Source organism: Streptomyces sp. NPDC031670 (assembly GCF_055580545.1).
Genome location: NZ_JBVILC010000033.1, coordinates 1 through 24,572, shown reverse-complemented (window position 1 = coordinate 24,572; position 24,572 = coordinate 1). Strand labels below are relative to the sequence as shown.

Sequence of the window (24,572 nt, the reverse complement as noted above, 5' to 3'; positions counted from 1 at the left end):
GGGCCTGCCGGTGCGGTGTTGTCGGCGATTAGGCTGGGACGGCCTGCGAACGAAAGGAATCCGGTGAACAGCGATCAGGACCAGTTCCGCACCGGCGGGAACGCGCGCGACGAGAATCGGTCCGACGCCGATCCCGAGCCCACGGGTGAGTTCACCATCGACTACACCCCGCCGGCCTGGTACACGCAGAACGCGGCGCCGAGCGCGGACGCGGCGACGCCGCCTCCCCCGCCGCCCGCCGGGCCGCCCGTGGCCGTGCCCGGGCTGCCCGCCAGCGGTGGCTTCCAGCCCAACTGGACGACCACGCCTCCCCCGCCGGGACCCGCCCCGGCCGAGGCCGCGGTTTCCGCTCCGGCTCCGGCCTCCACCCCGGCTCCCGTTCCGGACGCGGCCGTCGAGCCGCAGCCGTTCGGGGGCGGGGACATCGAGAGCGGCGCGACGATGCGGTTCTCGCCGGGCTCGCTGAAGCGCGAGCTCGCGGAGCGGCTGGCGAAGGCGGACGCGGCCAAGGCGGACGCGGCGGCCTCGGAGGCCGGGGCGGATGCGGGTACGGACACGAGTACGGGTACGGGTACGGCCTCCGGTACGGGTACCGATGAGGCGTCCCCTGCCGCCGTGGCCGAGACCGCTCCCGTAGCGGACGCGGCTCCCGCGCCCGCGCCGGTCGTGGACGACAAGCCCGTCGACGCGGCCGTCGAGGACGGGACCGAGCCCGGGACGAGCCCTGCCCAGGACGCGGACACCGAGACTGATGCCCATGCCGGTGCCGACGCCGGTGCCGACGCCGACCGTACGGGCCGGACCGTGCCCGAGGCCGCGGCCTCCGTCCCGGACGGCTCCGAGGGCACGACGGCGGACACCGACGAGCCTTCGGGCGCACCGGAGCCCGCCGCCACCCCTGCGCCTGCCTCTGCCTCTGCCCCTGACCCCTCCGCTGTCGCGGCTGCCGATGCGGCTGAGCCGGGCGATGGCGCCACGGCCGCGCCGGCCGGGCCCGTCGACCGGAGCCCCGGCGAGCCCGCCGACTCCGGTGACTACGTGACCGCCGCGCCGCTGGCGGCCCCCGCCGCTCCCGCCGAGCCGGTCGACGCCGTACCCGCCGTCGTGGACGCGCCCCCGCAGGACGCGGCTCCGCAGGATGCCGCGCCCCAGGACGCCGTGCCGCAGGACGGGCCGGTTGCCCCGGTCGTCCCGGCCGAGCAGCCGTGGGCCGCGCAGGCCCAGCAGCCCGGCCCGCAACCGGGCCCGCAGCCCGGGCTGCCGCCGTTGCCGCCCGCGTACCAGCCGGCCGCACCCGCAGCGGCGCCGCAGTGGCCCGTACCGGCGTATCAGCCGCAGCCGCAGCCGCAGGCAGGGCAGCCCGGGTGGCCGTCGCCGCAGGGCGACCAGCCGCCGGTCCCGGGCGCGCCGAACGTTCCGGCGCAGCACCCCCTGCCGTCGACCGGCCAGCCGGGCTTCCCGGCGCCCCAGCCCCAGCCCCACGCACCGGCCCCGCAGGGCGGCTACGGCTTCCCGCAGCCGGGCACGCCGAACACTCCGGCCCCGGCCCCGGCCCCGGCCGCCGCTCCCGCCCCTGACCCGCAAGGCGCCTACGGGTTCCCGCACCAGAGCACGCAGGGCACCCCGGCCCCGGCTCCCGCCCCCAACACCCCAGCCCCGCAGGGCGCTTACGGCTTCCCGCACCAAGGCACGCCGAACGCCTCGGCCCAGTCCGCCACCCCCAACACGCCCGCCCCGCAAGGCGGTTACGGGTTCCCGCAGCCGACCCCGGCACCGGCCCCGAACCAGCAGGCACCGCACGCACCGCACCCCCAGGCCCCCCAGGGCGGCTACGGCTTCCCCCAGCAGCAGGCGCAGCCACAGCCGCAGCCCCCGGTGCAGGCGCAGGCCCAGCCGCAACCCCAGCCCCAGGCCCAGCCGTTGCCGCAGGCACAGCCCCCCGCCGGGCCCGTGGACCCGCGCAGTGGGACCGGGTGGCCCTCCCCCGTCGCGCACGACCAGCGCGAGCGGTCCGTGCCGGGCGCGCCGCTCGGGTACACCGCGGCCGTGGAGCTCTCCTCCGACCGGCTGCTGCGCAACAACAAGCAGAAGGCGAAGAGCAGCCGCAACCCGGGCGGTTCCTCCCGCTTCAAGTTCGGCGGCAAGAAGGAGGAGGCCGAGCGGCAGCAGAAGCTCAACCTCATCCGTACGCCGGTGCTGTCGTGCTACCGGATCGCGGTCATCTCCCTCAAGGGCGGCGTCGGCAAGACGACGACCACCACGGCGCTGGGCGCGACGCTGGCGACCGAGCGGCAGGACAAGATCCTGGCGATCGACGCCAACCCGGACGCGGGCACGCTCGGCCGCCGGGTGCGCCGCGAGACCGGGGCGACCATCCGCGACCTGGTCCAGGCGATCCCGTACCTCAACTCGTACATGGACATCCGCCGGTTCACCTCGCAGGCGCCGTCGGGTCTGGAGATCATCGCCAACGACGTCGACCCCGCCGTGTCCACGACGTTCAACGACGAGGACTACCGGCGGGCGATAGACGTCCTGGGCAAGCAGTACCCGATCATCCTCACGGACTCGGGTACCGGTCTGCTGTACTCGGCGATGCGCGGCGTCCTCGACCTCGCGGACCAGCTGATCATCATCTCCACCCCGTCGGTGGACGGCGCGTCGAGCGCGTCCACGACCCTGGACTGGCTCTCCGCGCACGGCTACGCCGATCTGGTCCAGCGCTCGCTGACCGTCATCTCCGGAGTTCGCGAGACCGGCAAGATGATCAAGGTGGACGACATCGTCCAGCACTTCCAGACGCGCTGCCGCGGGGTCGTGGTGGTCCCGTTCGACGAGCATCTGGCGGCGGGCGCGGAGGTCGACCTCGACATGATGCGGCCCAAGACGCGCGAGGCGTACTTCCACCTGTCGGCGCTGGTGGCCGAGGACTTCGTACGGGCCCAGCAGCAGCAGGGGCTGTGGACCGGGGACGGGGTCAACCCGCCGCCACACATGGCTCCGCCGATGCCGGGCCAGTACGCGCCGCAGCCCGGCCAGCAGCCCGTGCCCGGCCAGCCCGTTCCCGGCCAGCCGCCCATCCCGGGGCAGCAGGTGCCCGGTCAGCCCTTCCCCGGGCAGGGGCAGCCGCAGCCGTACGCACCTCAGCAGCCGCAGCCGCACCCGCAGCCGCCCCAGCCGTACGGCGGGCAGCAGCCGCCCCAGGGGTGGCAGCAGCAGCAGCCGCCTCAGCAGTAGGAGCGGCGAAGAGCAACACCGAAGGGCCCGTACCGTCTTCGCGACGGCACGGGCCCTTCGGGCTCGGCCTCTGATCCTCCGGCGGCGGCCCGTGCTCGGCCGGTCGCGCGGTTGCCCGCGCGCCCCTGAGGGTGGCGCGCCCCCTACCGCTGGGCCGCCAGCGCCCTGCGCGCCCCCACCTCCGACGGCAGCTCCCGTACGAACGTCGCCGCGCAGAGCGTGCCCAGCAGCCAGGCGAAGAGCGGCGCCAGGAACGGCAGGGCGAGCAGTACCAGGGCCCGCCACGGGCTGCTGAGACCGGTGCCGACCTGCCGCTGCCCGCCGCTGTGCGCCTTCCAGGACTCCTCCGGCGACGCCGCCCTGGCCAGTGCCTCTCGCGTCTGGCGCCGCGCCCGTGCCCAGCCCCAGACCGCCGACCCGGCGCACAGCGCCGTCATGGCGGTCCACAGGACCGGCGGCCAGCTGCCGGGGAGCCCGTCCACGGTGTCGCCGAAGGCGATGAGCAGCACGGTCAGCATCAGCGTCATCGCCAGGAGTACGAAGGCGGCGAGGGCGATCCGGCGCGCCCAGTAGCCGAAGCCCCGCCGGTACCAGGTGGTGCCCACGATCGGCAGTCTGGCCGGAGCCGGCTCAGAAGAGACCCTTGAACCCATTCCACGCCTTCTTCCCCAGGTCCCCCGCGTCGTCCGCGAGCCGCTTCATGTCCTGGCCGGTGTCCGACAGGACGTTGCCGCTGCCGTGCCAGAGTCCGCCGATGACCCCGTGGTCGTGGATGTCCTCGCTCCAGTGCTCGTGGAACGCCTCGTCGAGCAGGTCGGTCGCTCCGATGACGACCGCGCCCCCGACGCCCGCGACCACGGCCACCGGCACGGTGATCTCCGAACTCGCCACCAGGGCCACACCGGCCGCCGTGGCCGCCGTGCCCGCCGCCAGTCCGCCCAGCGCCGCGCCCCCGTCCACCACCACCGAGTGCGTCCACGACCACCCCTTGTCGTGGTCGTCCTTCGCCTCGAGCAGGCCGCAGACGCTCGCCGCGGCGACGTCGACGACGGGGATCTCCTTCAGGAAGTCCGGCACCTTCTCCAGGCCCTTGCCCAGCTTCAGCGCGTCGGCCGCGTCCGCGACCTTCACATTGAGCGCGTGGTCGTAGGGCAGCGCCGAACTGCCGTGCTCCGCGCGGGCGATGTCGGTCTCCAGCCCGTCGAGCTTGGTCAGCGCGTCCTTGTAGGCGAGCCGGGCCGGGGAGTCCTTGGGGAGCGTCTTTCCCTGCTTCTGCCACTCCTTGCGCTCGGCCCGCAGGTCCTTCTTCGCCGCGTCCGCCTCCTTCTTGGCGTCGTCCAGTTTGGTGGCGGCGTCGTGGCCCTTGACCCGGGTGCGTTCGGAGTCGTACGCGTACAGCCCGCGCAGATAGTCGGCGATGGTGACCTTGTCGCCGGTGGACACCTTGGAGGTGTCCTCCTCGTACAGCTTGTTGAGCGCCTCGGCGGCGTCGAGGCGGGCCTGCTGGGCGGTGTGCAGGATCTCGTCGCGCACGCCGGCGTAGTCGCGCAGCGCGTCGATCGCCTTCTGCTCCTTGTCGTTGGGCGGGTTGTTGGTCATGAGCTGGCCCGGTACGCCCTTGGGGCCCATGGGGACGCCCGCCTTCACGGCGACGTCCTCGGCGTTCTGCAGGGCGCTCTCGGCGGCCGAGAGGTGGTCGGCCAGGGTCGTGAGGATCTCGCCGGTCGCGTGGACCAGCTCCGCGAACCCGCCCGCGGTGAGCGCGTCCTCGCTCCACTTGGCGCGGAAGGACTCGGCGGCCTCGCCCTCCCAGGCCGCGTCCTTGGCCAGTTGCTCGACGACCGTGCCGAGCGGCTTCACGATCGATTCGAGGTCGTGCTTGGCGTTCTTGTAGGCGTCGCCCATCGTGCGGATACCGCCGATGTCCCCGCCCACCCAGCTGTCACTCACCGCGTGCCCTTCACATCAGGTCTTCGAAGAGGCCGTGTACGTCGATGTCGTTGCGCTGCATCGAGTCGTGGGCGTACTTCACCTTGTCGCTGTTGTCGTCGAGCCGGTCCGACAGCTTGTCGTGCAGGCCCGCTATCAGGTCGGCCATGGCCTTGATGGCCGCGTCGCACCCGGCGTCGCCCGAACCGGCCACCGCGGGCTTCACATTGGCGTGCATGCCCCGGTAGACCTCGGCCTCCTTGTGGAAGGTCGACGCCATCGCGTTGAGGTCGCCCAGGATGACCTTCACATCGGCGCTCATGCCCCTGCCCCGCTCTCTCCGTACGTCCGCTCCAGGTCCTCCGGCCGCCATCGGCGCCCGCCCGGCGCCACCCGCGGGTCGAGGTGCACCCTGGGCAGCCGGGCCTCACGCATCGCCTCCGCGAACGGACCGATGGAGAGGGCGATCCAGGGCTGCGCCGGGCCGAGCGCCTCGACCAGCTTCACCACGCTGGTGAAGGCCACCGGGACCGGCGGTCCGGAGGGCGGGCGCAGCAGCTCGAAGTCGACGCGCGGGGCGGCGCCGCCGGCCGGATAGCGCGGGTGGGCCGGGACGAACACCGGTGTGTGGTACGGCGGGACGCCCGGCTGCGCGCTCTTGGCCGCGTCGACGCCGACGATGCCGAGGATGCGGGACACTCGTGGTTCAGCCACATGTCTCAACTTATGCGGCGCCCCGATGCGTCAATACGACGAAAACCGCCCAAAGCCTTCACCCATAGTCAATGGATGCCAGCTCTTGGGCGGTTTCTGGGCACTGTTTGACCAGCGTTTGACCAGTGCTACGCCTGTGCCTCGTGCGCCTCGATCAGCTCGGTCGAGCGCTTCACATCGCGCCCGATCGCCTCCAGCAGCGCCTCGATCGACTCGAACTTCTCCTGGCCGCGCACATAGGCCAGGAAGTCGACGGCGACGTGCAGCCCGTAGAGGTCGAGGCCGACGCGGTCGATCGCGTACGCCTCGACCGTGCGGTCGGTGCCGTCGAACTGCGGGTTGGTGCCGACGGAGATGGCGGCGGGCATCCGCTCGCCGTCCGCGGTGAGCCAGCCCGCGTACACGCCGTCCGCCGGGATCGCGGTGTGCGGCAGCGTCTCCACGTTCGCCGTCGGGTAGCCCAGCTCCCGGCCGCGCTGCGCGCCGCGCACCACGACGCCCTCGACCCGGTGCGGGCGGCCCAGGATCTCGGCCGCGCCCGCCACGTCGCCCTCGGCGACCAGACGCCGGGTCAGGGTCGAGGAGAACGGCTGCCCGCCGCCCGCCTCGCCGCTGACGAAGAGGTCGATGACGTCCACCTCGTAGTCGTACGTCTCGCCGAGCTCCGCCAGGAACTCGACGTTCCCCGCCGCCTTGTGGCCGAAGCGGAAGTTGGGGCCCTCGACGACCACGCGCGCGTGCAGCTTGTCGACGAGTGCCTTCACCACGAACTCGGCCGGCGACAGCTTCGAGAACTCACTGGTGAAGGGGAGGATGAGCAGCGCGTCCACGCCGAGTCCCGCCATCAGCTCGGCGCGCCGGTGGTGCGGGGCGAGCAGCGGCGGGTGGCTGCCGGGACGCACGACCTCGCTGGGGTGCGGGTCGAAGGTCACCACGACGGAGGGGATGCCCAGCTCACGGGCGCGCGCCACGGCCCGCCCGATGATCACCTGATGTCCGCGGTGCACCCCGTCGTAGGAGCCGATGGTGACGACGCTGCGTCCCCAGTCCTGGGGAATGTCCTCCAAGCCACGCCAGCGCTGCACTGTGACCGCTCCTCGCCCGAAACTCGCCCGAAATCCGAACCCGTGTACGTGAGAGGTGTCCTCTCACACAGGTCTAAGACTGCCATGCCCGGCGGGTTCGGCCCTCATCGGCATGGGCACCGCAAGTGCCTCGACCGTGCGGCGGGCGCTCGGCCCGATCACGGCCGACCACTCGTGGGGCGCCTGGGCGAGCCAGCCCGCCACCTGAACGGCGAATTCCGGTACTTCCCGGGCCAGCTCCACCACCTGCCGGTCGAAGCAGCAGGCACCTTCGGGTGTCCGCACCAGGAGCAGCCCGGTGCGGTGGACCAGGTCGCGGGTGCGCGCCTCGGGGCGCGCCACCGCCCCGAGCGCGGCGGCCCGCAGCAGGGCGTGCAGCACCTCCGGGTCCCGCGACTCGTACCGCTCGTATTCGAGCAGGACGTCCAGGAGCTCGGCGCGCAGGGGGCGCGAGGTGCGGCTGCCGGGCGCGGCGAGCACCGGCGCCAGCGCCCGCCGCACCTGCGGGGAGCAGCCCCGCAGTACGGAGGTGACCAGCGGGAAGAGCACGGCACGCGCCGCCGGGCCGTACTCCAGGCGCCGCTCCACGAACGCGGCGGCGTCGGCCGCGCCTTCGGGGTGGCGGCCCGCATAGTGCCGGACGAGCGCCGCCGCCCGGCGGGCGAGCGCCGGCGTGTTGATCTCGGCGAGCGCCCCCAGCACCTCGGCGGCGGCGTCGCCCGGCTGGTCCAGACGCGTCTGGAAGGCGGTGAGGACCGGTTCGGGATGGGTGGCGAGGGCGGTGAGGAGCGCGGAGGCGGGCAGCTTGGGGTCGCCGCCCGTGTACCGGGCGAGCGTCGCGTCGAGGTAGTGCGCGCGGGTGCGCGGGTCGCGGATCAGCAGGTTGAGCGCGGCGCCGTGCAGCGGGGTGTCGGCGGACCGGGCGAGCAGGGCGAGCGCGGCGTAGCGCAGCAGATCGCGGTCGGCGGCGGTGGTGACGTGGGGCGCGACGCGCGGACCGTACGCGGCGGCGGCCACCCGTCGTTCGGGCCGGTCGTCGTGGGCCCAGCGGTCCACGGCCCGGCAGAGCGCGGACGGCTCGTCCTCGGCCAGCGCGGCCAGGAGTTCGTCGGCGCGGGCGTGCGCGGTGGCCACCAGCGCCTCGGTGAGATCGTCGATGGCCAGCGAGCGGCGGGCGTAGAGCAGGGCCTGCGCGGCCCCGGCGACGGTCGGGCGCATCTCGCTGCCCGGCGGCGCGGGCAGGGGCCGCTCGTCGGTGAACCACCGGCACAGCAGCGGCTGTACGCTCCGGGGCTCGGCCGCCAGGCGCCGGTCCACGGCGTCGAGGTACCGCTCCCACCCGGGCGAACGGCCCGGTGCCCCGTCGGCGGGCACCAGCCGGCGCAGCAGCTCCATCCGGCGGTCGTCGCCGATCCGCAGCCGCTGCCAGAACCACGGCCCGAACGTGCCGAGCCCGCCCAGCCGCTCCGGCCCGCCCTCGCGCACCGAGCACGCGCTGATCCGGTCCGCGAGCAGCCGCAGCACACACTGGTACGAGCGGGGCTCGGGCACCCGCAGCAGCGTCTGGGTGAGCAGGTGCACGGCCCACCAGCCGGCGTCCTGCGCCCGGTCCGGCGCGGCCGTCCCCGCCCCGGCCGCGAGCCGGTCGAGCGAGTCCACCAGCCTGGCCAGGTGCGGGGCGAGCCCGTCGGGACCCTGCTCGCGGTCGAGGAGCAGCAGGGCCTGGAGGACGGGGCCGACGCGGTGCCGGGGGACGGGAAGGGTGCGGGGCTCGTCCCGCGGGGGCTCGGGCCGCGTCCCGGGCGCGGGCGGCGGCGGTCCCGGGCGGAAGCGCCGGCCCCGTCTGCCGTCCTCGCGGCGCGGCGAGCGGCGCTGGTCGGGGACGACGCCGGGGTGCCGCGGCCCGGCGGGGGTGTCCGGTGGCGGGACGAGGTCCTGGGGGTCCGCTCCCCGGGCGCCGCGCGATCCGGGCGGGGGCGGCACGTACTGCGTCGCGTCGTCGCCCGGACCGCTCGTGCCGGGGCGGGACGGCAGCCGGGCCGGGGTGTGGTCCTCGGCGCCGGACGCGTCCTCGCACCAGCGGTGGACCAGGGTGCGCAGCGCCGCGTCCAGGTCGAGATGGGCGGCCTGGAGCCAGTCGGCCAGCTCCTCGTGGGCGAAGCGGTAGCCGGAGCCCGCCGGGACCAGCAGGCCCTCGGTGAGGACCGCCGAGGCCCAGCCGGTGCGCCAGGGGAAGATCTCCTCGAAGTTCTCGCGGTCCAGTTCGCCCTGGCCGGGGCCCAGACAGCGGCGGGCCGCCTCGTGGACCCGGCCCGAGACCCGGGCCGCCAGCCGCCGCACCGCCGAGCCGCGTGGAGCGGGACGCCGGCCCGCCGCCAGCCGTACCGCGATCCGCAGGCACATCAGGTCCAGATGGGCGGCGAAGACGTCCTCGCGGCCGGGGCGGCCCGCCACCTCGCCCGGCAGCGCCTCGCGCACCTCGGCGAGCAGCCGCAGGGTCAGCGGATGGCGTCCGGCCCCCTCGGCCAGGGCGCCGTCCGGGATGCCGTACCGCTCACGGGCCCGGGCCGCCTCCTTGCGGGAGAGGTCGCCGATCCGTACCGCGTGCGGCAGCCGGGGCGCCTCGGCGGGGTACAGCGCGTCCGGCGGATAGAGCGCCCCGGCCTGCTCCCAGTGCTCGGGGCGGCAGGCGACCACCAGGCGCGCCCCGGCCTCGCGCAGCCAGGCCGCCGTCCCGGCCGTCCACTCGGGCAGCCGGTGCGCGAGGAGGGGCGGCATCTCCTCGGGCCCGTCCAGCAGGACCAGCAGGGGGCGCCCGGCGTCGAAGGCGAGGCGCGCCACCCGCTCGGGGGTGGCGCGGTCCATGTCGCCGGGCGCCCCCGAGGCCGCCACGATCCGGCCCGCCTGCCGTAGCGCCCGCGCCACCGCGTCGGCCACCGAGCCGTCGCCCGCGCGCAGGTCCGCGCCGCGCAGCCACACCGTGGGGGCGGGCTCGGCGCCCCGGGCGCGGCGGGCCGCCAGGGCGGCGAGTTCGGTGGTGCGGCCGGTGCCGGGGTCGCCGACCAGGCCGAGGACGTGGGCGGGGCCGGCCGCGAAGTCGGCGAAGTGCCGTACGGTGAGCCGTCGTTCGACCGGTTCGCCCCGCTCGCCGTGGCCGCCGGCCGAGCCCACGGAGGTCGCGGTGAGCTGGAGCGCGCCCGCCAGGTTCAGGTCCTCGCCGTACGCCGGGACGGTCGCCGCGTTGCGCCGCAGCAGCTCCTCCAGCGGGCCGGCGTCGGGCCGCAGCGGCACCGCGAACCCGGCCGCCCGGTGCGCCGCGTGCAGCGCGGTGCCGAGCACCCCGAGCACCGCGCCGGTCGCCGCGTCCAGCACCGGCCCGCCCGCGGCCTCGCCACCGAGCCGCAGCGCGTCGGCGCCCTCGGTGCCGATCGCCAGCTCCAGGGCGGAGGCGAGGAGATGGAAGCGGTCGGTGGCGGTGTAGGTGACGGGCGACCCGCCGAGCACCCGCGCCTCGCGCCAGCCGTGCGCGGCGATCCGCACATACGTGCCCGCGGCGACGGCCTCCCGGGCGGCGACGGGCAGCGGGCGCACCTCCAGCCCCTCGGTGCGCACCAGCGCGAGGCCCGCCTCCGGCAGCGGGGTGACGGCGTCGGCCTCGGCTAGACAGGTGTGTTCCCCGGGGGCGTGCAGCACCACCCGGCTGAGCCCGTCCACCGCTTCATGGCTGGTGACGACGGTGCCGCGGTCGTCGGCGACGAAGCCGGTGCCCCGGGTGCGTCCCGCCAGATCGCAGATCCGTACCAGTGTCTCCCGGCCCCCGTCACCGTCCCCGCGTCCCATGTCCGAAACGGTAGTTCTGGCATGATCCGCCCGAGAAGAACGCGCGGCGAAAGCGCCCCCCAGTGCACCCCTCTTTCACTACGAGCGCCTGCCCCGAAGGGTGAAAACGCCGGTGGCGGGCTCGCAAGGAGCCCGCCACAGGTTTGGGAACGCGGGACGGGTACCGGCCGCGACCGCCGAAGCGCGCCTAGCCGAACACCGCCAGGCTCTTGGCCTTGCCGCGCTGGCTCTCAACCAGCGCGAGGAGCCGCTCGCCCGGCCCGTAGACGGCGACCGGCCCGCCGCTCCCGTACGTCTCGGGCATGTCCAGGCGCACCCCGTTCAGGAGCAGCCCGGCGCGCCGCTCGTCCACGTCCCAGCGGGCGAACGCGGCAGCCGCCGCCTCGGCGACCGGCATCACGGTCAGCTCCTCCTGGAGCTGGTCGAGGGTGCGGGCCGCGTCCAGCCCGTAGGGGCCGACCCGGGTGCGGCGCAGCGCCGTCAGATGTCCGCCGACGCCGAGCCCGGCGCCCAGGTCACGGGCGAGGGCACGGATGTAGGTGCCGGAGGAGCAGACCACCGAGACGACCAGGTCGACGACGGGGGTGCCGTCCTCGGCGACCGCCTCGCGCACGTCGTACACGGTGAAGGAGGAGACGGTCACCGGACGGGCCGGGATCTCGAACTCCTCGCCGCCGCGCACGCGCGCGTAGGAGCGCTTGCCGTCGATCTTGATGGCCGAGACCTTCGACGGAACCTGCATGATGGCGCCGGTCAGCGCCGCGACCCCGGCGTCGATGCCCTCGCGGGTCACCTTCGAGGCGTCGGTGGACGAGATGATCTCGCCCTCGGCGTCGTCGGTGACCGTGTCCTGGCCGAGGCGGACCGTACCGAGGTACTCCTTCTCGGTCAGGGCGAGGTGCCCGAGCAGCTTGGTGGCCCGCTCGACGCCCAGGACGAGCACGCCCGTGGCCATCGGGTCCAGCGTGCCCGCGTGGCCGACGCGGCGGGTCCTGGCGATCCCGCGCATCTTGGCCACGACGTCGTGCGAGGTGAAGCCGGACGGCTTGTCGACGATGACAAGCCCGTCCGGCGTCGGGTTCTGGCTCATTCGGCGGCGGTACCCTCGTCGTCCTCGTCGTCCTCACCGGGCTTCTTGTACGGGTCGGCGTCGCCGGCGTACTGGGCGCCCGAGGAGACCTCGCGCACCGCGGCGTCCGAGGCCCGCGCCTTGTCGAGGAGGTCCTCGATCGTCTTGGCGTTCTCCGGGAGGGCGTCCGCCACGAACGTCAGGGTCGGCGTGAACTTGGTGCCGGCGGCGGCGCCGACCGCGGAGCGCAGGATGCCCTTGGCGCTCTCCAGTCCGGCGGCGGCGCTGGCCCGGTCCTCGTCGTCGCCGTAGACCGTGTAGAAGACCGTGGCCTCCCGCAGGTCGCCGGTGACCCTGGTGTCCGTGATGGTCACGTGCGTACCGAGGCGCGGGTCCTTGACGCCGCGCTGCAGCTTCTGGGCGACCACCTCCCGGATGAGGTCCGCCAGCTTCTTCGCCCGCGCGTTGTCGGCCACTGGTCCTTCTCCTTCTTTGCCTTGCTCGAGCTCAGTGTTCAGTCTTCGTCAGTGTGGAGCCTGCGTCGCACCGACAGCAGCTCCACCTCCGGCCGGGCGGCGACAAGGCGCTCGCACCGGTCCAGTACGTCCGTGAGGTGCCCCGTCTCGCCGGAGACCACCGCCAGACCGATCTCGGCCCTGCGATGGAGGTCCTGGGCACCCGTCTCCGCCGCGCTCACCGCGTACTTGCGCTGGAGCTCGGCCACGATGGGCCGGACGACGGAGCGTTTCTCCTTCAACGACCGTACGTCGCCGAGAAGCAGGTCGAAGGAGAGCGTCCCCACATACATAGGTGTCCGGATGTCCCGCCGGTCCGGGGTAGACGGCCCCGCCGACGACTTGGCGGGGACATCAGAACCGTACACGCAACGGCCGGGGCCGATCGACGGAAATAAGCTCCGCCGACCGGCCCCGACCCAGCTGCGACGATCAGCCGCGCGGCTTCTCGCGCATCTCGTACGTCGCGATGACGTCGTCGATCTTGATGTCGTTGAAGTTTCCGAGGTTGATACCGCCCTCGAAGCCTTCGCGGATCTCGGTGACGTCGTCCTTGAAGCGGCGCAGACCCTCGATGTTGAGGTTCTCCGCGATGACCTTGCCGTCCCGGAGGAGGCGGGCCTTCGTGTTCCGCTTGACCTCGCCGGAGCGGATGAGGACACCCGCGATGTTGCCGAGCTTGGACGAGCGGAAGACCTCGCGGATCTCCGCGGTGCCGAGCTCGACCTCCTCGTACTCCGGCTTCAGCAGACCCTTCAGGGCCGCCTCGATCTCCTCGATGGCCTGGTAGATCACCGAGTAGTACCGGACGTCGACGCCCTCGCGCTCCGCCATCTGCGCGGCACGGCCGGCCGCACGGACGTTGTAGCCGATGACGATGGCGTCGGAGCCCATCGCCAGGTCGATGTCGGACTCGGTGACCGCACCCACACCGCGGTGCAGGACGCGGATGTCGACCTCTTCACCGACGTCGAGCTGGAGCAGCGAGGACTCGAGAGCCTCGACCGCACCGGACGCGTCGCCCTTGATGATGATGTTGAGGTCCTGGACCAGACCGGCCTTGAGCACCTTGTCGAGGTCCTCCAGGGACACCCGGCGGGTGCGCTTGGCGAAGGCCGCGTTGCGCTCGCGGGCGGCACGCTTCTCGGCGATCTGACGGGCCGTACGGTCCTCGTCGACCACCAGGAAGTTGTCGCCGGCGCCCGGGACGTTGGTGAGACCGAGGACGAGGACCGGAGTCGAGGGACCCGCCTCTTCCACGTTCTCGCCCTTGTCGTCGAGCATGGCGCGGACTCGGCCGTAGGCGTCACCGGCGACCATCGTGTCGCCGACGCGGAGGGTACCGCGCTGGACGAGGACGGTGGCGACGGCGCCGCGACCGCGGTCGAGGTGGGCCTCGATCGCGATGCCCTGCGCGTCCTGCTCCGGGTTGGCCCGCAGGTCGAGCGAGGCGTCGGCGGTGAGGACGACGGCCTCCAGCAGGGAGTCGATGTGCAGACCCTGCTTGGCGGAGATGTCGACGAACATGGTGTCGCCGCCGTACTCCTCGGCCACCAGACCGAACTCGGTCAGCTGACCGCGGACCTTGACCGGGTCCGCACCCTCCACGTCGATCTTGTTGACCGCGACGACGATCGGGACGCCGGCGGCCTTGGCGTGGTTGAGCGCCTCGATCGTCTGCGGCATGACGCCGTCGTTGGCCGCGACCACGAGGATCGCGATGTCGGTCGACTTGGCACCACGGGCACGCATGGCGGTGAACGCCTCGTGACCGGGGGTGTCGATGAAGGTGATCTTGCGCTCTTCGCCGTTGACCTCGGTACCGACCTGGTAGGCACCGATGTGCTGGGTGATGCCGCCGGCCTCGCCCGCGACGACGTTCGTCTTGCGGATCGCGTCGAGCAGTCGGGTCTTTCCGTGGTCGACGTGACCCATGACGGTGACGACCGGCGGACGCGCCACGAGGTACTCCTCGCCGCCCTCGTCCTCGCCGAACTCGATGTCGAAGGACTCGAGCAGCTCGCGGTCCTCCTCCTCCGGGCTGACGATCTGAACCTGGTAGTTCATCTCGCCCGCGAGGAGCTGGAGGGTCTCGTCGGAGACGGACTGCGTGGCAGTGACCATCTCGCCGAGGTTCATCATGACCGCGACCAGCGACGCCGGGTTGGCGTTGATCTTCTCCGCGAAGTCGGTGAGGGACGCACCGCGCGACAGGCGAACGGTCTCGCCGTTGCCGCGAGGCAGCATCACGCCGCCCACGGACGGGGCCTGCATGGCCTCGTACTCCTGGCGCCTCTGACGCTTCGACTTGCGACCGCGACGGGCGGGCCCGCCCGGACGGCCGAAGGCACCCTGCGTGCCGCCACGGCCACCGGGGCCGCCGGGACGACCGGCGAAGCCGGGACGACCGCCGCCGAAGCCGCCGCCACCACCGGGAGCGCCACCGCCACCGCCGGGACGGCCGCCGAAGCCACCGCCCCCACCGGGACGACCGCCGCCGCCGGGACCTGCCGGACGGCCGGCGAAGCCGCCGCCCGCGGGACGGCCGGCGCCGCCCGGACGGCCACCGGGGCCACCGGGACCACGGCCGCCACCGGGGCCACCGCCGGGACGCGGGCCCGCGGCGGGACGCTGCGGCATCATGCCGGGGTTCGGACGGTTACCGCCCGGGGCACCGCCCGGACGCGGGGCGCCGCCCTGCGGACGGGGCATACCGCCCGGGGTGGGACGCCCGGAGGGAGCACCCTGGCCCTGCGGACGCGGAGCGCCACCGGGACCACCCTGCGGACGCGGGGCGCCACCGGGGGCACCGGCGCCGCCGGGACGGGGCGCGCCACCGCCGGGACGGGGCGTCTGCGGACGCGCCATACCGGTGGAGCCGCCGGAGGTGAAGGGGTTGTTGCCGGGACGCGGACCCGCGGGACGGGCACCGCCCGGACGCGGGGCGCCCTGGCCCTGCGGACGCGGGGCACCCGGACGGGCACCCTGGCGCTCGCCGCCCTGACGCTCGCCCTGGCCACCGGAGGCGGCGGGACGGGCGGCCGGACGCGGGCCGGGGGTGGCACCCGCGGGACGCGGGGCCTGCTGCTGCTGCGGCGCGGGGGCCTGAGCAGCCGCCGGAGCCGAGAACTCGGCCGCGGGGACCGGGGCCGCCGGGGCGGGCTTGGCCGGCGCGGGCTTGGGGCCCGGACGCGGGCCGGGGGCCGGCGCCGTGGACGGGGTGCTGCTCTTGGGGGCCTCGGCGGCGGCCGGCTTGGGGGCCGGGGCGCCGGGCTTGGGGGCAGCGGGACGTGCCGCCTGCGCCGGGGAGGGCGCGGCGGGCTTGGCGGGCGTCGCCTTGCGGGGGGCGCCCGGCTTGGCAGCGGACTTGCCGGCGTTGCCACCGGGTCCCTGCAAAGCGTCGGTCAGCTTGCGTACAACGGGGGCCTCGATCGTCGAGGACGCCGAACGGACGAATTCACCGAGTTCTTGGAGCTTGGCCATGACGACCTTGCTCTCCACTCCGAACTCCTTGGCGAGTTCGTATACCCGGACCTTAGCCACTTCGCTCCTTTTAGGTCCGGGTTACCGCCGGACCGTCGCTACTTCATGGGCGTACTCATCGCGTACTCATCGAGTGCTCATCGCAATCTCGACCTACTTCCAACTCGCGAGGTACCTGACCGCACGGTGTTCCGTGCCGTACTTCTTCTTACGGTGCTGCCTGCTCGACGTGCTGACGCACGGCCTCGCTGTCCAGCTGCTCCTTGACCCTGAAGGCCCGGGAGAGCGCCCGGCGGCGGACCGCCAGGTCCAGACAGACCGAGGCGGGGTGAACGTACGCACCCCGGCCGGGCAGCGTACCGCGAGGATCGGGGACGCAAGCGCCCTCGACCTCCACGATGCGCAGCAAATCGGTCTTGGCCGCTCGCTCCCGGCACCCCACACAGGTGCGCTCAGGGCATGCGCGGGCATGCGTCCGGCCAGACACGGTTAAGTCTACCTCCCCGTACCGACCTCACCCCTTTGGGGCAAAAATCGAACGGTCGTTGTCCTAAAAGATCGCCATGACGGCAACGGCGACGGGGCCCGGCGTTATTCCCGGGCCCCGTTGGCCGTCTGTTCAGTCCTGCTCGGACGGCTGCTCCGTGTCCGGGCGGATGTCGATGCGCCAGCCGGTCAGCCGCGCGGCGAGGCGGGCGTTCTGGCCCTCCTTGCCGATGGCCAGCGAGAGCTGGTAATCGGGCACGGTCACCCGGGCGGACCGGGCCGCCATGTCCACGACCTCGACCCGGGAGACCCGGGCCGGGGAGAGCGCGTTCGCCACCATCTCGGCCGGGTCGTCCGACCAGTCGACGATGTCGATCTTCTCACCGTGCAGCTCGGCCATGACATTGCGCACGCGGCTGCCCATCGGGCCGATGCAGGCGCCCTTCGGGTTGATCCCCGAACGCGTCGAACGGACCGCGATCTTCGTACGGTGACCGGCCTCGCGGGCGATGGCGGTGATCTCCACCGAGCCGTCCGCGATCTCCGGCACCTCCAGGGCGAAGAGCTTCTTCACCAGGTTGGGGTGGGTGCGCGACAGGGTCACCGAGGGACCGCGCACACCCTTCGCCACCCGTACGACATACGTACGAAGGCGCAGTCCGTGGATGTACTCCTCGCCCGGCACCTGCTCCTGCACCGGGAGCATGGCCTCCATCTTGCCGATGTCGACCAGGACGTTCTTGGGGTCCTTGCCCTGCTGGACGACACCGGTGATCACATCGCCCTCGCGCCCGGCGAACTCACCGAAGGTGATGTCGTCCTCGGCGTCGCGCAGACGCTGGAGGATGACCTGCTTGGCGGTGGTGGCGGCGATCCGGCCGAAACCGGTCGGGGTGTCGTCGAACTCCTTGGCCTCCTGGCCCTCTTCCAGGTCGGCCGGGTCTTCCTTCGCCCACACGGTCACATGACCGTTCTCGCGGTCGAGCTGCACGCGCGCGCGGCGGAAGCTTCCCTCGGTGCGGTGGTAGGCGATGAGGAGGGCCGACTCGATGGCCTCGACCAGCAGGTCGAAGGAGATCTCCTTCTCCCGTACCAAACCCCGCAGGGCACTCATGTCGATGTCCATGGCTACGCCTCCTCTTCCTTCTTGTCCTTGCGGTTGAACTCGATTTCGACACGCGCCCTGGCGATCTCGGAGAACGCGAGGCGCCGGGCGGTGGCCTTGCGGCCCTTCACACCCGGGACCTCCAGGTCCACGCCCTCCTCGTCGGCGCCGAGAACGCGCGCGACCAGCTCGCCGCCCTCGTTCAGCGTCAGCCGGGCGAGCCGCCCGGTGGCGCGCAGATAGTGGCGCAGTTCGGAGAGGGGGCGCTCGGCGCCGGGCGAGGTGACTTCGAGGACGTACTCCTCGTCGCCCATCACATCGCTCTCGTCGAGCGCGTCGGAGACGGCGCGGCTCAGCTCGGCACAGGTGTCCAGCTCCACGCCCTCGTCGGAGTCCACGACGATCCGCAGCATCCGGCGGCGCCCTGCCCGGGACACCTCGATCTCCTCGAGATCGAGGTCCTGGGCGCTGACGAGCGGTTCCAGCAGTCCGCGCAGCCTCTCGCTCTGGGTCGTGCTCATCCGGGTGACTCCTCGGCCGCGTGTGCTGTTGTGGGTTCGTCGCGTGTCGAATCAAAGGGTATCCGGTCCCGGGGGGTGTTGCCGTCCACCCGGGGCCGGGCGCGGGTACGCTCGCCTGCGGTGATCACATGGCGGCCCCCGGGCCCGGAGCCCGCAGGGGAGACAGACGTGCCGGTGAGCAGGACGGTGACCTCGCGCAGAGCCGCCCTCACGGCGACCGGCGCCGCCGCCGCGGCCGGGCTCCTGTCGGCCTGCTCGGACGGGGGCGCGCGAGACGCCGATGGGAGCGCGCGGGAGCACGAGCGCGCGCGGGCGGCGCGGGCCGAGGCGGCCCTGCGCCTGCGGACCTCGGCCGTCAGCGCGGCGCTGCGCGACCGGTACGAGGCGGTGTCGCTGCGCCATCCGGCGGTACGGGACCGGCTCGCCCCCCTGCGCGAGGAGGCGGCCCAGCACGCGGCGGCGCTCGCGGGCACCCACCCCCGGCCCTCCGCGCCCGTGCCCGTGCCCGCGCCGACCGTCCCCGCCGACCCCGCCGAGGCGCTGCGGGAGCTGGCGGGGGCGGCGCGCCAGGTCTCCGACGCCCAGATGGCGGCGCTGACGGGGGCGCCGCCCGAACTCGCCCGGCTGCTGGCCTCGGTCGCCGCGGCGGGCGCGGTCCACGCGTATCTGCTGACCCGTCGGGAGGGCGTCTGATGCCGGCCCTGGAGGCGGCCCAGGCCGCGCTGGCCGCGGAGCACGCGGCGGTGTACGGGTACGGGGTGCTCGGTGGCCGCGTCGGCGAGCCCCGCGCCGCCGAGGCCCGGGAGGCGTACGCGGCCCACCGCGCCCGGCGCGACGCGCTCACCCGGACCGTGCGCGACCTGGGCGCCGCCCCGGTCGCCTCGGCGCCCGCGTACGCGCTGCCGTTCCCCGTACCGGACACGGAGGCGGCGGTGCGGCTCGCGGCCGAGCTGGAGGACCGGGTGGCCGGGGTCTACTCCGATCTGGTCCGCGCGGCCGAGGGCCCGCTGCGCCGGGAGGCGGCAGCCGCGCTGCGGGACGCGGCGGTGCGGGCGGGGCGGTGGCGGGGCGGCAGCGTAGCCTTTCCGGGGCTCGCCGAACGTCCGGGCCCGACCGGTAGCTGACCAAGGGACGACGCACGTATGGCTTTCGAACCGCCTGAGCGGCTGGTGCGCGCGCTCGGCGAGACGTACGGGGACGCCGTCGCCACGCGCTGGCTGGAGCGGCTGCCCCAGCTCGCGGACGCGGCGGTTGCGGGGCGCGGGCTGACGGTGGAACGGGTGCAGGCGCCCGGTGGCCGCAGCAGCCTGGTCCTGCTCGTACGGCAGCAGGACGGCACTCCCGCGGCCCTGAAGCTGGCGCCCGCCGAGGCCCGTCCGGAGCTGGAGCGGGCAGCACTGGAGCACTGGGCCGGCTGGGGCGCGGCGCGGCTCCTGGAGACGGACGGCCCCGAGGACTCCCTCCTGTTGGAGCGTCTGCACCCCGAGGTGTCCCTGCGCTCGCTGCCCGAGGCGAAGGCGTTGCTGGAGGCGGCGGGGACGCTGCGCCGGCTGTGGGTGGAGCCGCCCGCGGGCCACGCGTTCGAATCGGCGGCGCAGCGGACGGAGCGTCAGTCGGTGCCGATGCGGGGGGAGTTGCCGTCGGAGCTGGCGCCGCTGGCGGAGGCGGCGCTGGCGGCCCGCGACGCCTTGACGTCCTCCCCGCCGGAGGAGCTGCTCCTCCATGGCAACTTCCGTCAGAGCAAGGTGCTTTCAGCGGAGCGCTCCCCGTGGCTGACGGTGGGGCCGGAGCCGCTGGTGGGTGAACGGGCCTACGACCTGGCGCGGCTGGTGCGCGACCGGGTGGAGGACCTGATCGCGGCCCCCAGCGGCGCGTCGGTCGCGCGCCGTCGGGTGAACAAACTCGCGGACGCGCTGGATGTCGACCCGACGCGTCTGCACGGCTGGACGCTGTTCCGAGCGGTGGAGTCGGGGCTCCGGGCGAGGGCGGCGGGCCGCACCCAGGACGCGGAGCTGCTGCTGGAGTTCGCGGGCTGGCTGTAACGCTTCTCGGCCGCAGGTCCGTCTGCGGGCCGGTGGAGGGCTGATCGCGCAGTTCCCCGCGCCCCTTCAGGGCCGGGAGTGCGTCTTCGGGCCGGTGGAGGGCTGAGCGCGCAGTTCCCCGCGCCCCTTGGCGGGGACGGGGCTCGGGGTGGCCTCAGGGGCGCTGTGGCCTGGGCCCCGGTCCCCCGCGCCCCGGACTACCCAGGGGCGCGGGGAACTGCGCGACAAGCCCCCACCCACCCGCAGACAACCCGACCACCGAGGGGCGCGGGGAACTGCGCGACCAGCCGCCCCCAACCGGCAGCCGAAGTCCGAGCCCTGAAGGGGCGCGGGGAACTGCGCGGCCGGCCCCCACCCACCCGCGGGGAAAGGGAGCGGGGTGCCGGGCCCGCAGGTCCCGTTTCGGGGGGCGGGGGCGCAGCACCCGGAGGGGATCAGCCCCGCAGCCGCTCCACCGCGTCCCCCACCGCAAGCTCCTCCCGCTCCCCCGTCCGCCGGTCCTTCAGTTCCAGCACGCCCTCCCCGGCCCGCCGCCCCGCGACCAGGATCTTCGGCACACCCAGCAGCTCCGCGTCGGTGAACTTCACCCCGGGCGACACCCCGGCCCGGTCGTCGACCAGGACCCGCAGCCCCGCCGCCGCCAGCCGCTCCGCCGCGTCAAGCGCCACCTCCGTCTGGAGCGCCTTGCCCGCCGCCACCACATGGACGTCCGCCGGCGCGACCTCCGCCGGCCAGCACAGTCCGTGCTCGTCGGCGGTCTGCTCGGCCAGCGCGGCCACGGCCCGCGAGACGCCGATCCCGTACGACCCCATGGTCACGCGCACCGGCTTGCCCTGCTGGCCGAGCACGTCGAGCTGGAAGGTGTCCGCGTACTTCCGCCCCAGCTGGAAGATGTGCCCGATCTCGATCGCCCGGTCCAGCCGCAGCCCCGCGCCGCACGCGGGGCACGGGTCGCCCTCCTCGACGACGACCACGTCGAGGTAGTCGTCGACCTCGAAGTCCCGCCCGCACACCACGTTCCGCGCATGCGTGTCGGCCTTGTTGGCGCCCGTCACCCAGGCAGTCCCCGGCGCCACCCGGGGGTCGGCGATGTAGCGGACCTTGTCGAGCCCCTGCGGGCCGACGTAGCCACGTACGAGATCGGGCCGGTCCGCGAAGTCCTCCGCCGTCACCAGCTCCACCACCGCCGGCGCCAGGTGCTCGCCCAGCTTGCCGAGGTCCACCTCGCGGTCGCCGGGCACGCCGACCGCCACGATCTCGCCGTCCACCTTGACCAGCAGGTTCTTCAGGGTGGCGGAGGCGGGCACGCCCAGGTGGGCCGCCAGGGACTCGATCGTGGGGGTGTCGGGAGTGTCCAGCTCCTCCACCGGACCGGCCCCGGCCGCGTCCACGGGCGTCGCCACGAAGGTCACCGCCTCCGTGTTCGCCGCGTACTCGCACTGCGGGCAGTCCACGAAGGTGTCCTCACCGGCGGCGGCGGGAGCGAGGAACTCCTCCGACGCCGAGCCGCCCATCGCGCCCGACACCGCCGAGACGATCCGGTAGTCGAGCCCGAGCCGCGCGAAGATCTTCCGGTACGCCTCGCGGTGCAGCGCGTACGACTCGGCCAGGCCCTCGTCGGTGGTGTCGAACGAGTACGAGTCCTTCATCTGGAACTCGCGCCCGCGCAGCACACCGGAGCGGGGCCGCGCCTCGTCGCGGTACTTGGTCTGGATCTGGTAGAGCATCACCGGCAGGTCCTTGTAGGACGTGCACTGGTCCTTGACGGTCTGGGTGAAGATCTCCTCGTGCGTGGGCCCGAGCAGGTAGTCGCCGCCCTTGCGGTCCTTCAGCCGGAACAGCAGGTCGCCGTACTCGTCCCACCGGCCGCTCGCCTCGTACGCCTCCCTGGGCAGCAGCGCCGGCAGCAGCACCTCCTGGGCGCCGATGGCGTCCATCTCCTCGCGCACGACGCGGGAGATGTTGTCCAGGACCTTCTTGCCGAGCGGCAGCCAGGTCCAGACGCCGGCCGCGTTGCGCCGTACGTAACCGGCGCGGACCAGCAGCTTGTGGCTGAGCGTCTCGGCGTCCGCCGGGTCGTCGCGCAGTGTCTTGACCATCAGACGGGACATGCGCTGGACGTGGGCGGCTGCCATGGGATCTCTCCTGTACGTACACGGGTGGTGTCAGGAGGTTATCCGCGCCTCACGCGCGCGTGGAAATCGGTTTTACGGGCGCCGCAGCGGCAGGTGCGCGCCCATGACGGCGTACGGCCTCGACGCGCTCGGGAAGTGGACCTGCCCGGCGAGGTCGAGGTAGCCGAGCGCGCGGTAGAGCGCCCGCGCCGGGCTCTCCGTGTCGATCGCGGAGAGGATCGACCGGGGCTCGGTGGCGCTGTCGGTGATCCGGGTGATGAGCTCGCGGCCGACGCCCCGGCCCTGGTGGGAGGGGTGGACATGGAGCTCGGTGATCACGAAGGAGTCGTCGAGCCAGGCGTCGGTGCCGTTGTGGCGCAGATACGGTTCGACGACCGTGGACCACCAGTGCGCCCGGTCGTTGGGCATCCCGTACACGAACCCGACGAGCGTCCCGTCGGCGGTGGTGGCACCCAGGGCGCGCGCGCCGGGGCAGGCGAGGTGGCGCAGCACGATGTGGCGGCGCACGCCGACCTCCTCCGGGCTGAGCCCGAAGGCGACCGCCTGCACGGCGAGGGCCTCGTCCACACGGGCGGCGAGGTCGAGCGGTGTGACCGTCACCTCGGGGCTCCGGGGACCGCCTCCAAAGGAAGGTGCCATGGTCCGCACCCTACTGTCCGATGACCCTCCGGAGAGACTGTCAGAAGAGCACGCTCATGAAAGCCCCGGTCTCACGGAAGCCGACGCGGCGGTAGCAGGCGCGGGCCGCCGTGTTGAAGTCGTTCACGTAGAGGCTGACGACGGGGGCCACGTCGGCGAGGGCGTAGCGCAGGACGGCGGCCATGCCGGTGACGGACAGGCCCTGGCCCCGGTACTCGGGTGCGACCCAGACGCCCTGGATCTGGCACGCGCGCGTGGTGGCGGCGCCGATCTCCGCCTTGAAGACCACCTTGCCGTCCTCGACGCGGGCGAAGGAGCGTCCCGATCCGACGAGTTCGGCGACGCGGGCCTGGTAGAGCAGTCCGCCGTCGCCCGCCATCGGGGAGACGCCGACCTCCTCGGTGAACATGGCCACGCACGCGGGCATGATCACGTCCATCTCGTCCTTGCGGACCCTGCGGACGTACGGGTCGGGGTCTATGTCGTCCGGCATGCGCTCGGTGACCATCAGCGGCTGGTGGGAGCGGACGTCGCGGGCGGGTCCCCAGTGCGGCTCCAGGAGCTTCCAGAGCAGGGCGGTGGGCTCGGCCGGGCCGACGATGGAGGAGCAGCGGCGGCCGGTGCGGCGGGCGCGGTCGGCGAAGGCGCGGACGGCTTCGGGGGTGGCGCAGATGGGGACGAGGTTGGCGCCGGAGTAGCAGAGCGAGCGGAGCCTGCCGCCGGCGTACCAGCCCCACATCTCGCCGCCGAGCCGCCAGGGGTCGAGGCCGGCGATCTGGACGCGCGAGGCCACGAAGGCGTTGGCGACCGGCTCGCTCTCCAGAACGGCGAGCGCCGCGCCGAGGTCACCGGGTTCGAGGACCCGGGTGGTGGTCTGCGTCAACACGTGGGGGCCTCACCATACGGTCTGCTGATCTCCGCACTGTACCCGGCGGGGTGGCGTTGATGCGGCGCCGGTGGACCGGGGTACGCGTGCGCCCCCGCCCGCCCCTCCCGCCCCGGGGGCCCGGCCCCGGCCCGGGAGGCGTGCGGGCCGGGAGCTGCCACGGGTGCCTCTGCCTTGGGCCGGGGGTTCGTCTGCGGGCCGGTGGTGGGCTGGTCGCGCAGTTCCCCGCGCCCCTACTCGGCCGGGGGTTCGTCTGCGGGCCGGTGGTGGGCTGGTCGCGCAGTTCCTCGCGCCCCTTGAGGGGCCGGATGTCGACTGCGGGCCGGTGGAGGGTTGCTCGCGCCGTTCCTCGCGCCCCTTCAGGGGCCGGTGGTCGGCTGCGGGTTGTCTGGGGCTGAGCGCGCAGTTCCCCGCGCCCGTGAGTACCTAGGGGCGCGGGGAACTGCGCGAGCAAGCCAGCACGGTCCGCAGGCGAAAGAAGCGGGGTGCGGGGGCCGCAGGCCCCGCGAAGAGGGGACCTGGGGCGCAGCCCCGGAGGGTGCCCGGGGGCGCAGCCCCGGAGGGTGCCCGGGTGCGCGGCACCGGAGGGTGCTCGGGGGCTCAGGACCGAGCGGGGCCCGGGTGCGCAGGCCCGAGCGGGGCCCAGGGGCCGCCGGACCCGTGATGGGGGGCGGGGACAGCCCCGGAAAGCCACTACCCGGACCCCGGAGGGTCAGGGGACGCGCGGGGAGGGGATCAGCCCGCCACAGACACCTGCGGCTCCCCCGACCCCACCCCATCCCGCTCCATCTGCTCCGCGATCTTCATCGCTTCCTCGATCAGCGTCTCCACGATCTTCGACTCCGGGACCGTCTTGATGACCTCGCCCTTCACAAAGATCTGCCCC

General features: G+C 73.8%; 20 protein-coding genes and 1 pseudogene. 4 read left to right on the top strand and 17 right to left on the bottom strand.

The features are described from left to right. The first annotated feature begins 63 nt into the window (after window positions 1-63). Window positions 64-3,237, top strand: coding sequence for an SCO5717 family growth-regulating ATPase (locus tag ACZ5ID_RS34880; RefSeq protein ID WP_468906217.1), 3,174 nt, complete (start codon window positions 64-66; stop codon window positions 3,235-3,237). Between the two features lie 143 nt (window positions 3,238-3,380). Here ACZ5ID_RS34880 and ACZ5ID_RS34875 read toward each other — a convergent pair whose 3' ends face one another. The 13 genes from ACZ5ID_RS34875 to rimP all read right to left on the bottom strand — a co-directional run bounded on the left by ACZ5ID_RS34875 (window position 3,381) and on the right by rimP (window position 17,984). Beyond that, window positions 3,381-3,842 carry a hypothetical protein gene (locus ACZ5ID_RS34875; RefSeq protein WP_468906214.1) on the bottom strand — a complete coding sequence of 154 codons (462 nt, stop codon included), beginning with the start codon at window positions 3,840-3,842 and terminating at the stop codon, window positions 3,381-3,383. Between the two features lie 25 nt (window positions 3,843-3,867). Beyond that, window positions 3,868-5,187 carry a WXG100 family type VII secretion target gene (locus ACZ5ID_RS34870; protein WP_468906211.1) on the bottom strand — a complete coding sequence of 440 codons (1,320 nt, stop codon included), beginning with the start codon at window positions 5,185-5,187 and terminating at the stop codon, window positions 3,868-3,870. Window positions 5,188-5,197: 10 nt separating this feature from the next. Next, window positions 5,198-5,488, bottom strand: a complete 291-nt coding sequence (locus tag ACZ5ID_RS34865) for a DUF6317 family protein (protein ID WP_406555514.1) — start codon at window positions 5,486-5,488, stop codon at window positions 5,198-5,200. Further along, entirely contained in the window at window positions 5,485-5,880 is a 396-nt protein-coding gene (locus ACZ5ID_RS34860) for an SAV_915 family protein (protein ID WP_468906208.1), read from the bottom strand. Before ACZ5ID_RS34860 ends, ACZ5ID_RS34865 begins: the two co-directional genes overlap by 4 nt. Before the next feature lie 128 nt (window positions 5,881-6,008). Beyond that, window positions 6,009-6,965, bottom strand: coding sequence for a bifunctional riboflavin kinase/FAD synthetase (locus ACZ5ID_RS34855; RefSeq protein WP_468906206.1), 957 nt, complete (start codon window positions 6,963-6,965; stop codon window positions 6,009-6,011). A 63-nt stretch (window positions 6,966-7,028) separates the two neighbouring features. After that, a complete protein-coding gene (locus ACZ5ID_RS34850; protein WP_468906203.1) occupies window positions 7,029-10,805 on the bottom strand; it encodes a trypsin-like peptidase domain-containing protein in 3,777 nt (1,258 codons plus the stop codon). Window positions 10,806-10,992: 187 nt separating this feature from the next. Next, the gene (gene truB, locus ACZ5ID_RS34845; protein ID WP_468906200.1) at window positions 10,993-11,895 is read right to left on the bottom strand and encodes a tRNA pseudouridine(55) synthase TruB; all 903 of its coding nucleotides are present in this window, start codon (window positions 11,893-11,895) and stop codon (window positions 10,993-10,995) included. Beyond that, window positions 11,892-12,350: a 30S ribosome-binding factor RbfA gene (gene rbfA, locus ACZ5ID_RS34840; protein WP_468906198.1), complete on the bottom strand. Its 459-nt coding sequence runs from the start codon at window positions 12,348-12,350 to the stop codon at window positions 11,892-11,894. Before rbfA ends, truB begins: the two co-directional genes overlap by 4 nt. Window positions 12,351-12,388: 38 nt before the next feature. Next, on the bottom strand, window positions 12,389-12,682 hold the full coding sequence (locus ACZ5ID_RS34835; RefSeq protein ID WP_468906195.1) for a DUF503 domain-containing protein: 294 nt from the start codon (window positions 12,680-12,682) through the stop codon (window positions 12,389-12,391). 139 nt (window positions 12,683-12,821) lie between these two features. Then, complete coding sequence (gene infB / locus ACZ5ID_RS34830) at window positions 12,822-15,932, bottom strand: translation initiation factor IF-2 (RefSeq protein WP_468906192.1); 3,111 nt, start codon at window positions 15,930-15,932, stop codon at window positions 12,822-12,824. 148 nt (window positions 15,933-16,080) lie between these two features. Then, window positions 16,081-16,359 (bottom strand): YlxR family protein, encoded by a 279-nt coding sequence (locus ACZ5ID_RS34825; RefSeq protein ID WP_406556988.1) that lies wholly within the window; start codon window positions 16,357-16,359, stop codon window positions 16,081-16,083. Between the two features lie 132 nt (window positions 16,360-16,491). Then, the gene (nusA, locus tag ACZ5ID_RS34820; protein ID WP_406556989.1) at window positions 16,492-17,484 is read right to left on the bottom strand and encodes a transcription termination factor NusA; all 993 of its coding nucleotides are present in this window, start codon (window positions 17,482-17,484) and stop codon (window positions 16,492-16,494) included. 2 nt (window positions 17,485-17,486) lie between these two features. After that, complete coding sequence (gene rimP / locus ACZ5ID_RS34815) at window positions 17,487-17,984, bottom strand: ribosome maturation factor RimP (protein ID WP_468906187.1); 498 nt, start codon at window positions 17,982-17,984, stop codon at window positions 17,487-17,489. A gap of 168 nt (window positions 17,985-18,152) precedes the next feature. Here rimP and ACZ5ID_RS34810 point away from each other — a divergent pair, with 168 nt between their 5' ends. The 3 genes from ACZ5ID_RS34810 to ACZ5ID_RS34800 are packed head-to-tail and all read left to right on the top strand — an operon-like array spanning window position 18,153 to window position 20,026. Further along, window positions 18,153-18,677 (top strand): hypothetical protein, encoded by a 525-nt coding sequence (locus tag ACZ5ID_RS34810; protein WP_468906185.1) that lies wholly within the window; start codon window positions 18,153-18,155, stop codon window positions 18,675-18,677. Next, the gene (locus ACZ5ID_RS34805; RefSeq protein ID WP_468906182.1) at window positions 18,677-19,108 is read left to right on the top strand and encodes a ferritin-like domain-containing protein; all 432 of its coding nucleotides are present in this window, start codon (window positions 18,677-18,679) and stop codon (window positions 19,106-19,108) included. The genes ACZ5ID_RS34810 and ACZ5ID_RS34805 overlap by 1 nt, the downstream gene beginning before the upstream one ends. An 18-nt stretch (window positions 19,109-19,126) precedes the next feature. After that, window positions 19,127-20,026: an aminoglycoside phosphotransferase family protein gene (locus ACZ5ID_RS34800; RefSeq protein WP_468906179.1), complete on the top strand. Its 900-nt coding sequence runs from the start codon at window positions 19,127-19,129 to the stop codon at window positions 20,024-20,026. A gap of 434 nt (window positions 20,027-20,460) precedes the next feature. Here ACZ5ID_RS34800 and ACZ5ID_RS34795 read toward each other — a convergent pair whose 3' ends face one another. The 4 genes and pseudogenes from ACZ5ID_RS34795 to ACZ5ID_RS34780 all read right to left on the bottom strand — a co-directional run. Further along, entirely contained in the window at window positions 20,461-22,161 is a 1,701-nt protein-coding gene (locus ACZ5ID_RS34795; RefSeq protein ID WP_468906176.1) for a proline--tRNA ligase, read from the bottom strand. Between the two features lie 72 nt (window positions 22,162-22,233). Continuing rightward, complete coding sequence (locus ACZ5ID_RS34790; protein ID WP_468906174.1) at window positions 22,234-22,800, bottom strand: GNAT family N-acetyltransferase; 567 nt, start codon at window positions 22,798-22,800, stop codon at window positions 22,234-22,236. A 40-nt stretch (window positions 22,801-22,840) separates the two neighbouring features. After that, window positions 22,841-23,683, bottom strand: a complete 843-nt coding sequence (locus ACZ5ID_RS34785; protein ID WP_468906263.1) for a GNAT family N-acetyltransferase — start codon at window positions 23,681-23,683, stop codon at window positions 22,841-22,843. 738 nt (window positions 23,684-24,421) lie between these two features. Next, window positions 24,422-24,572 (bottom strand): annotated as a pseudogene (locus tag ACZ5ID_RS34780) (flavodoxin-dependent (E)-4-hydroxy-3-methylbut-2-enyl-diphosphate synthase); the annotation flags it as partial.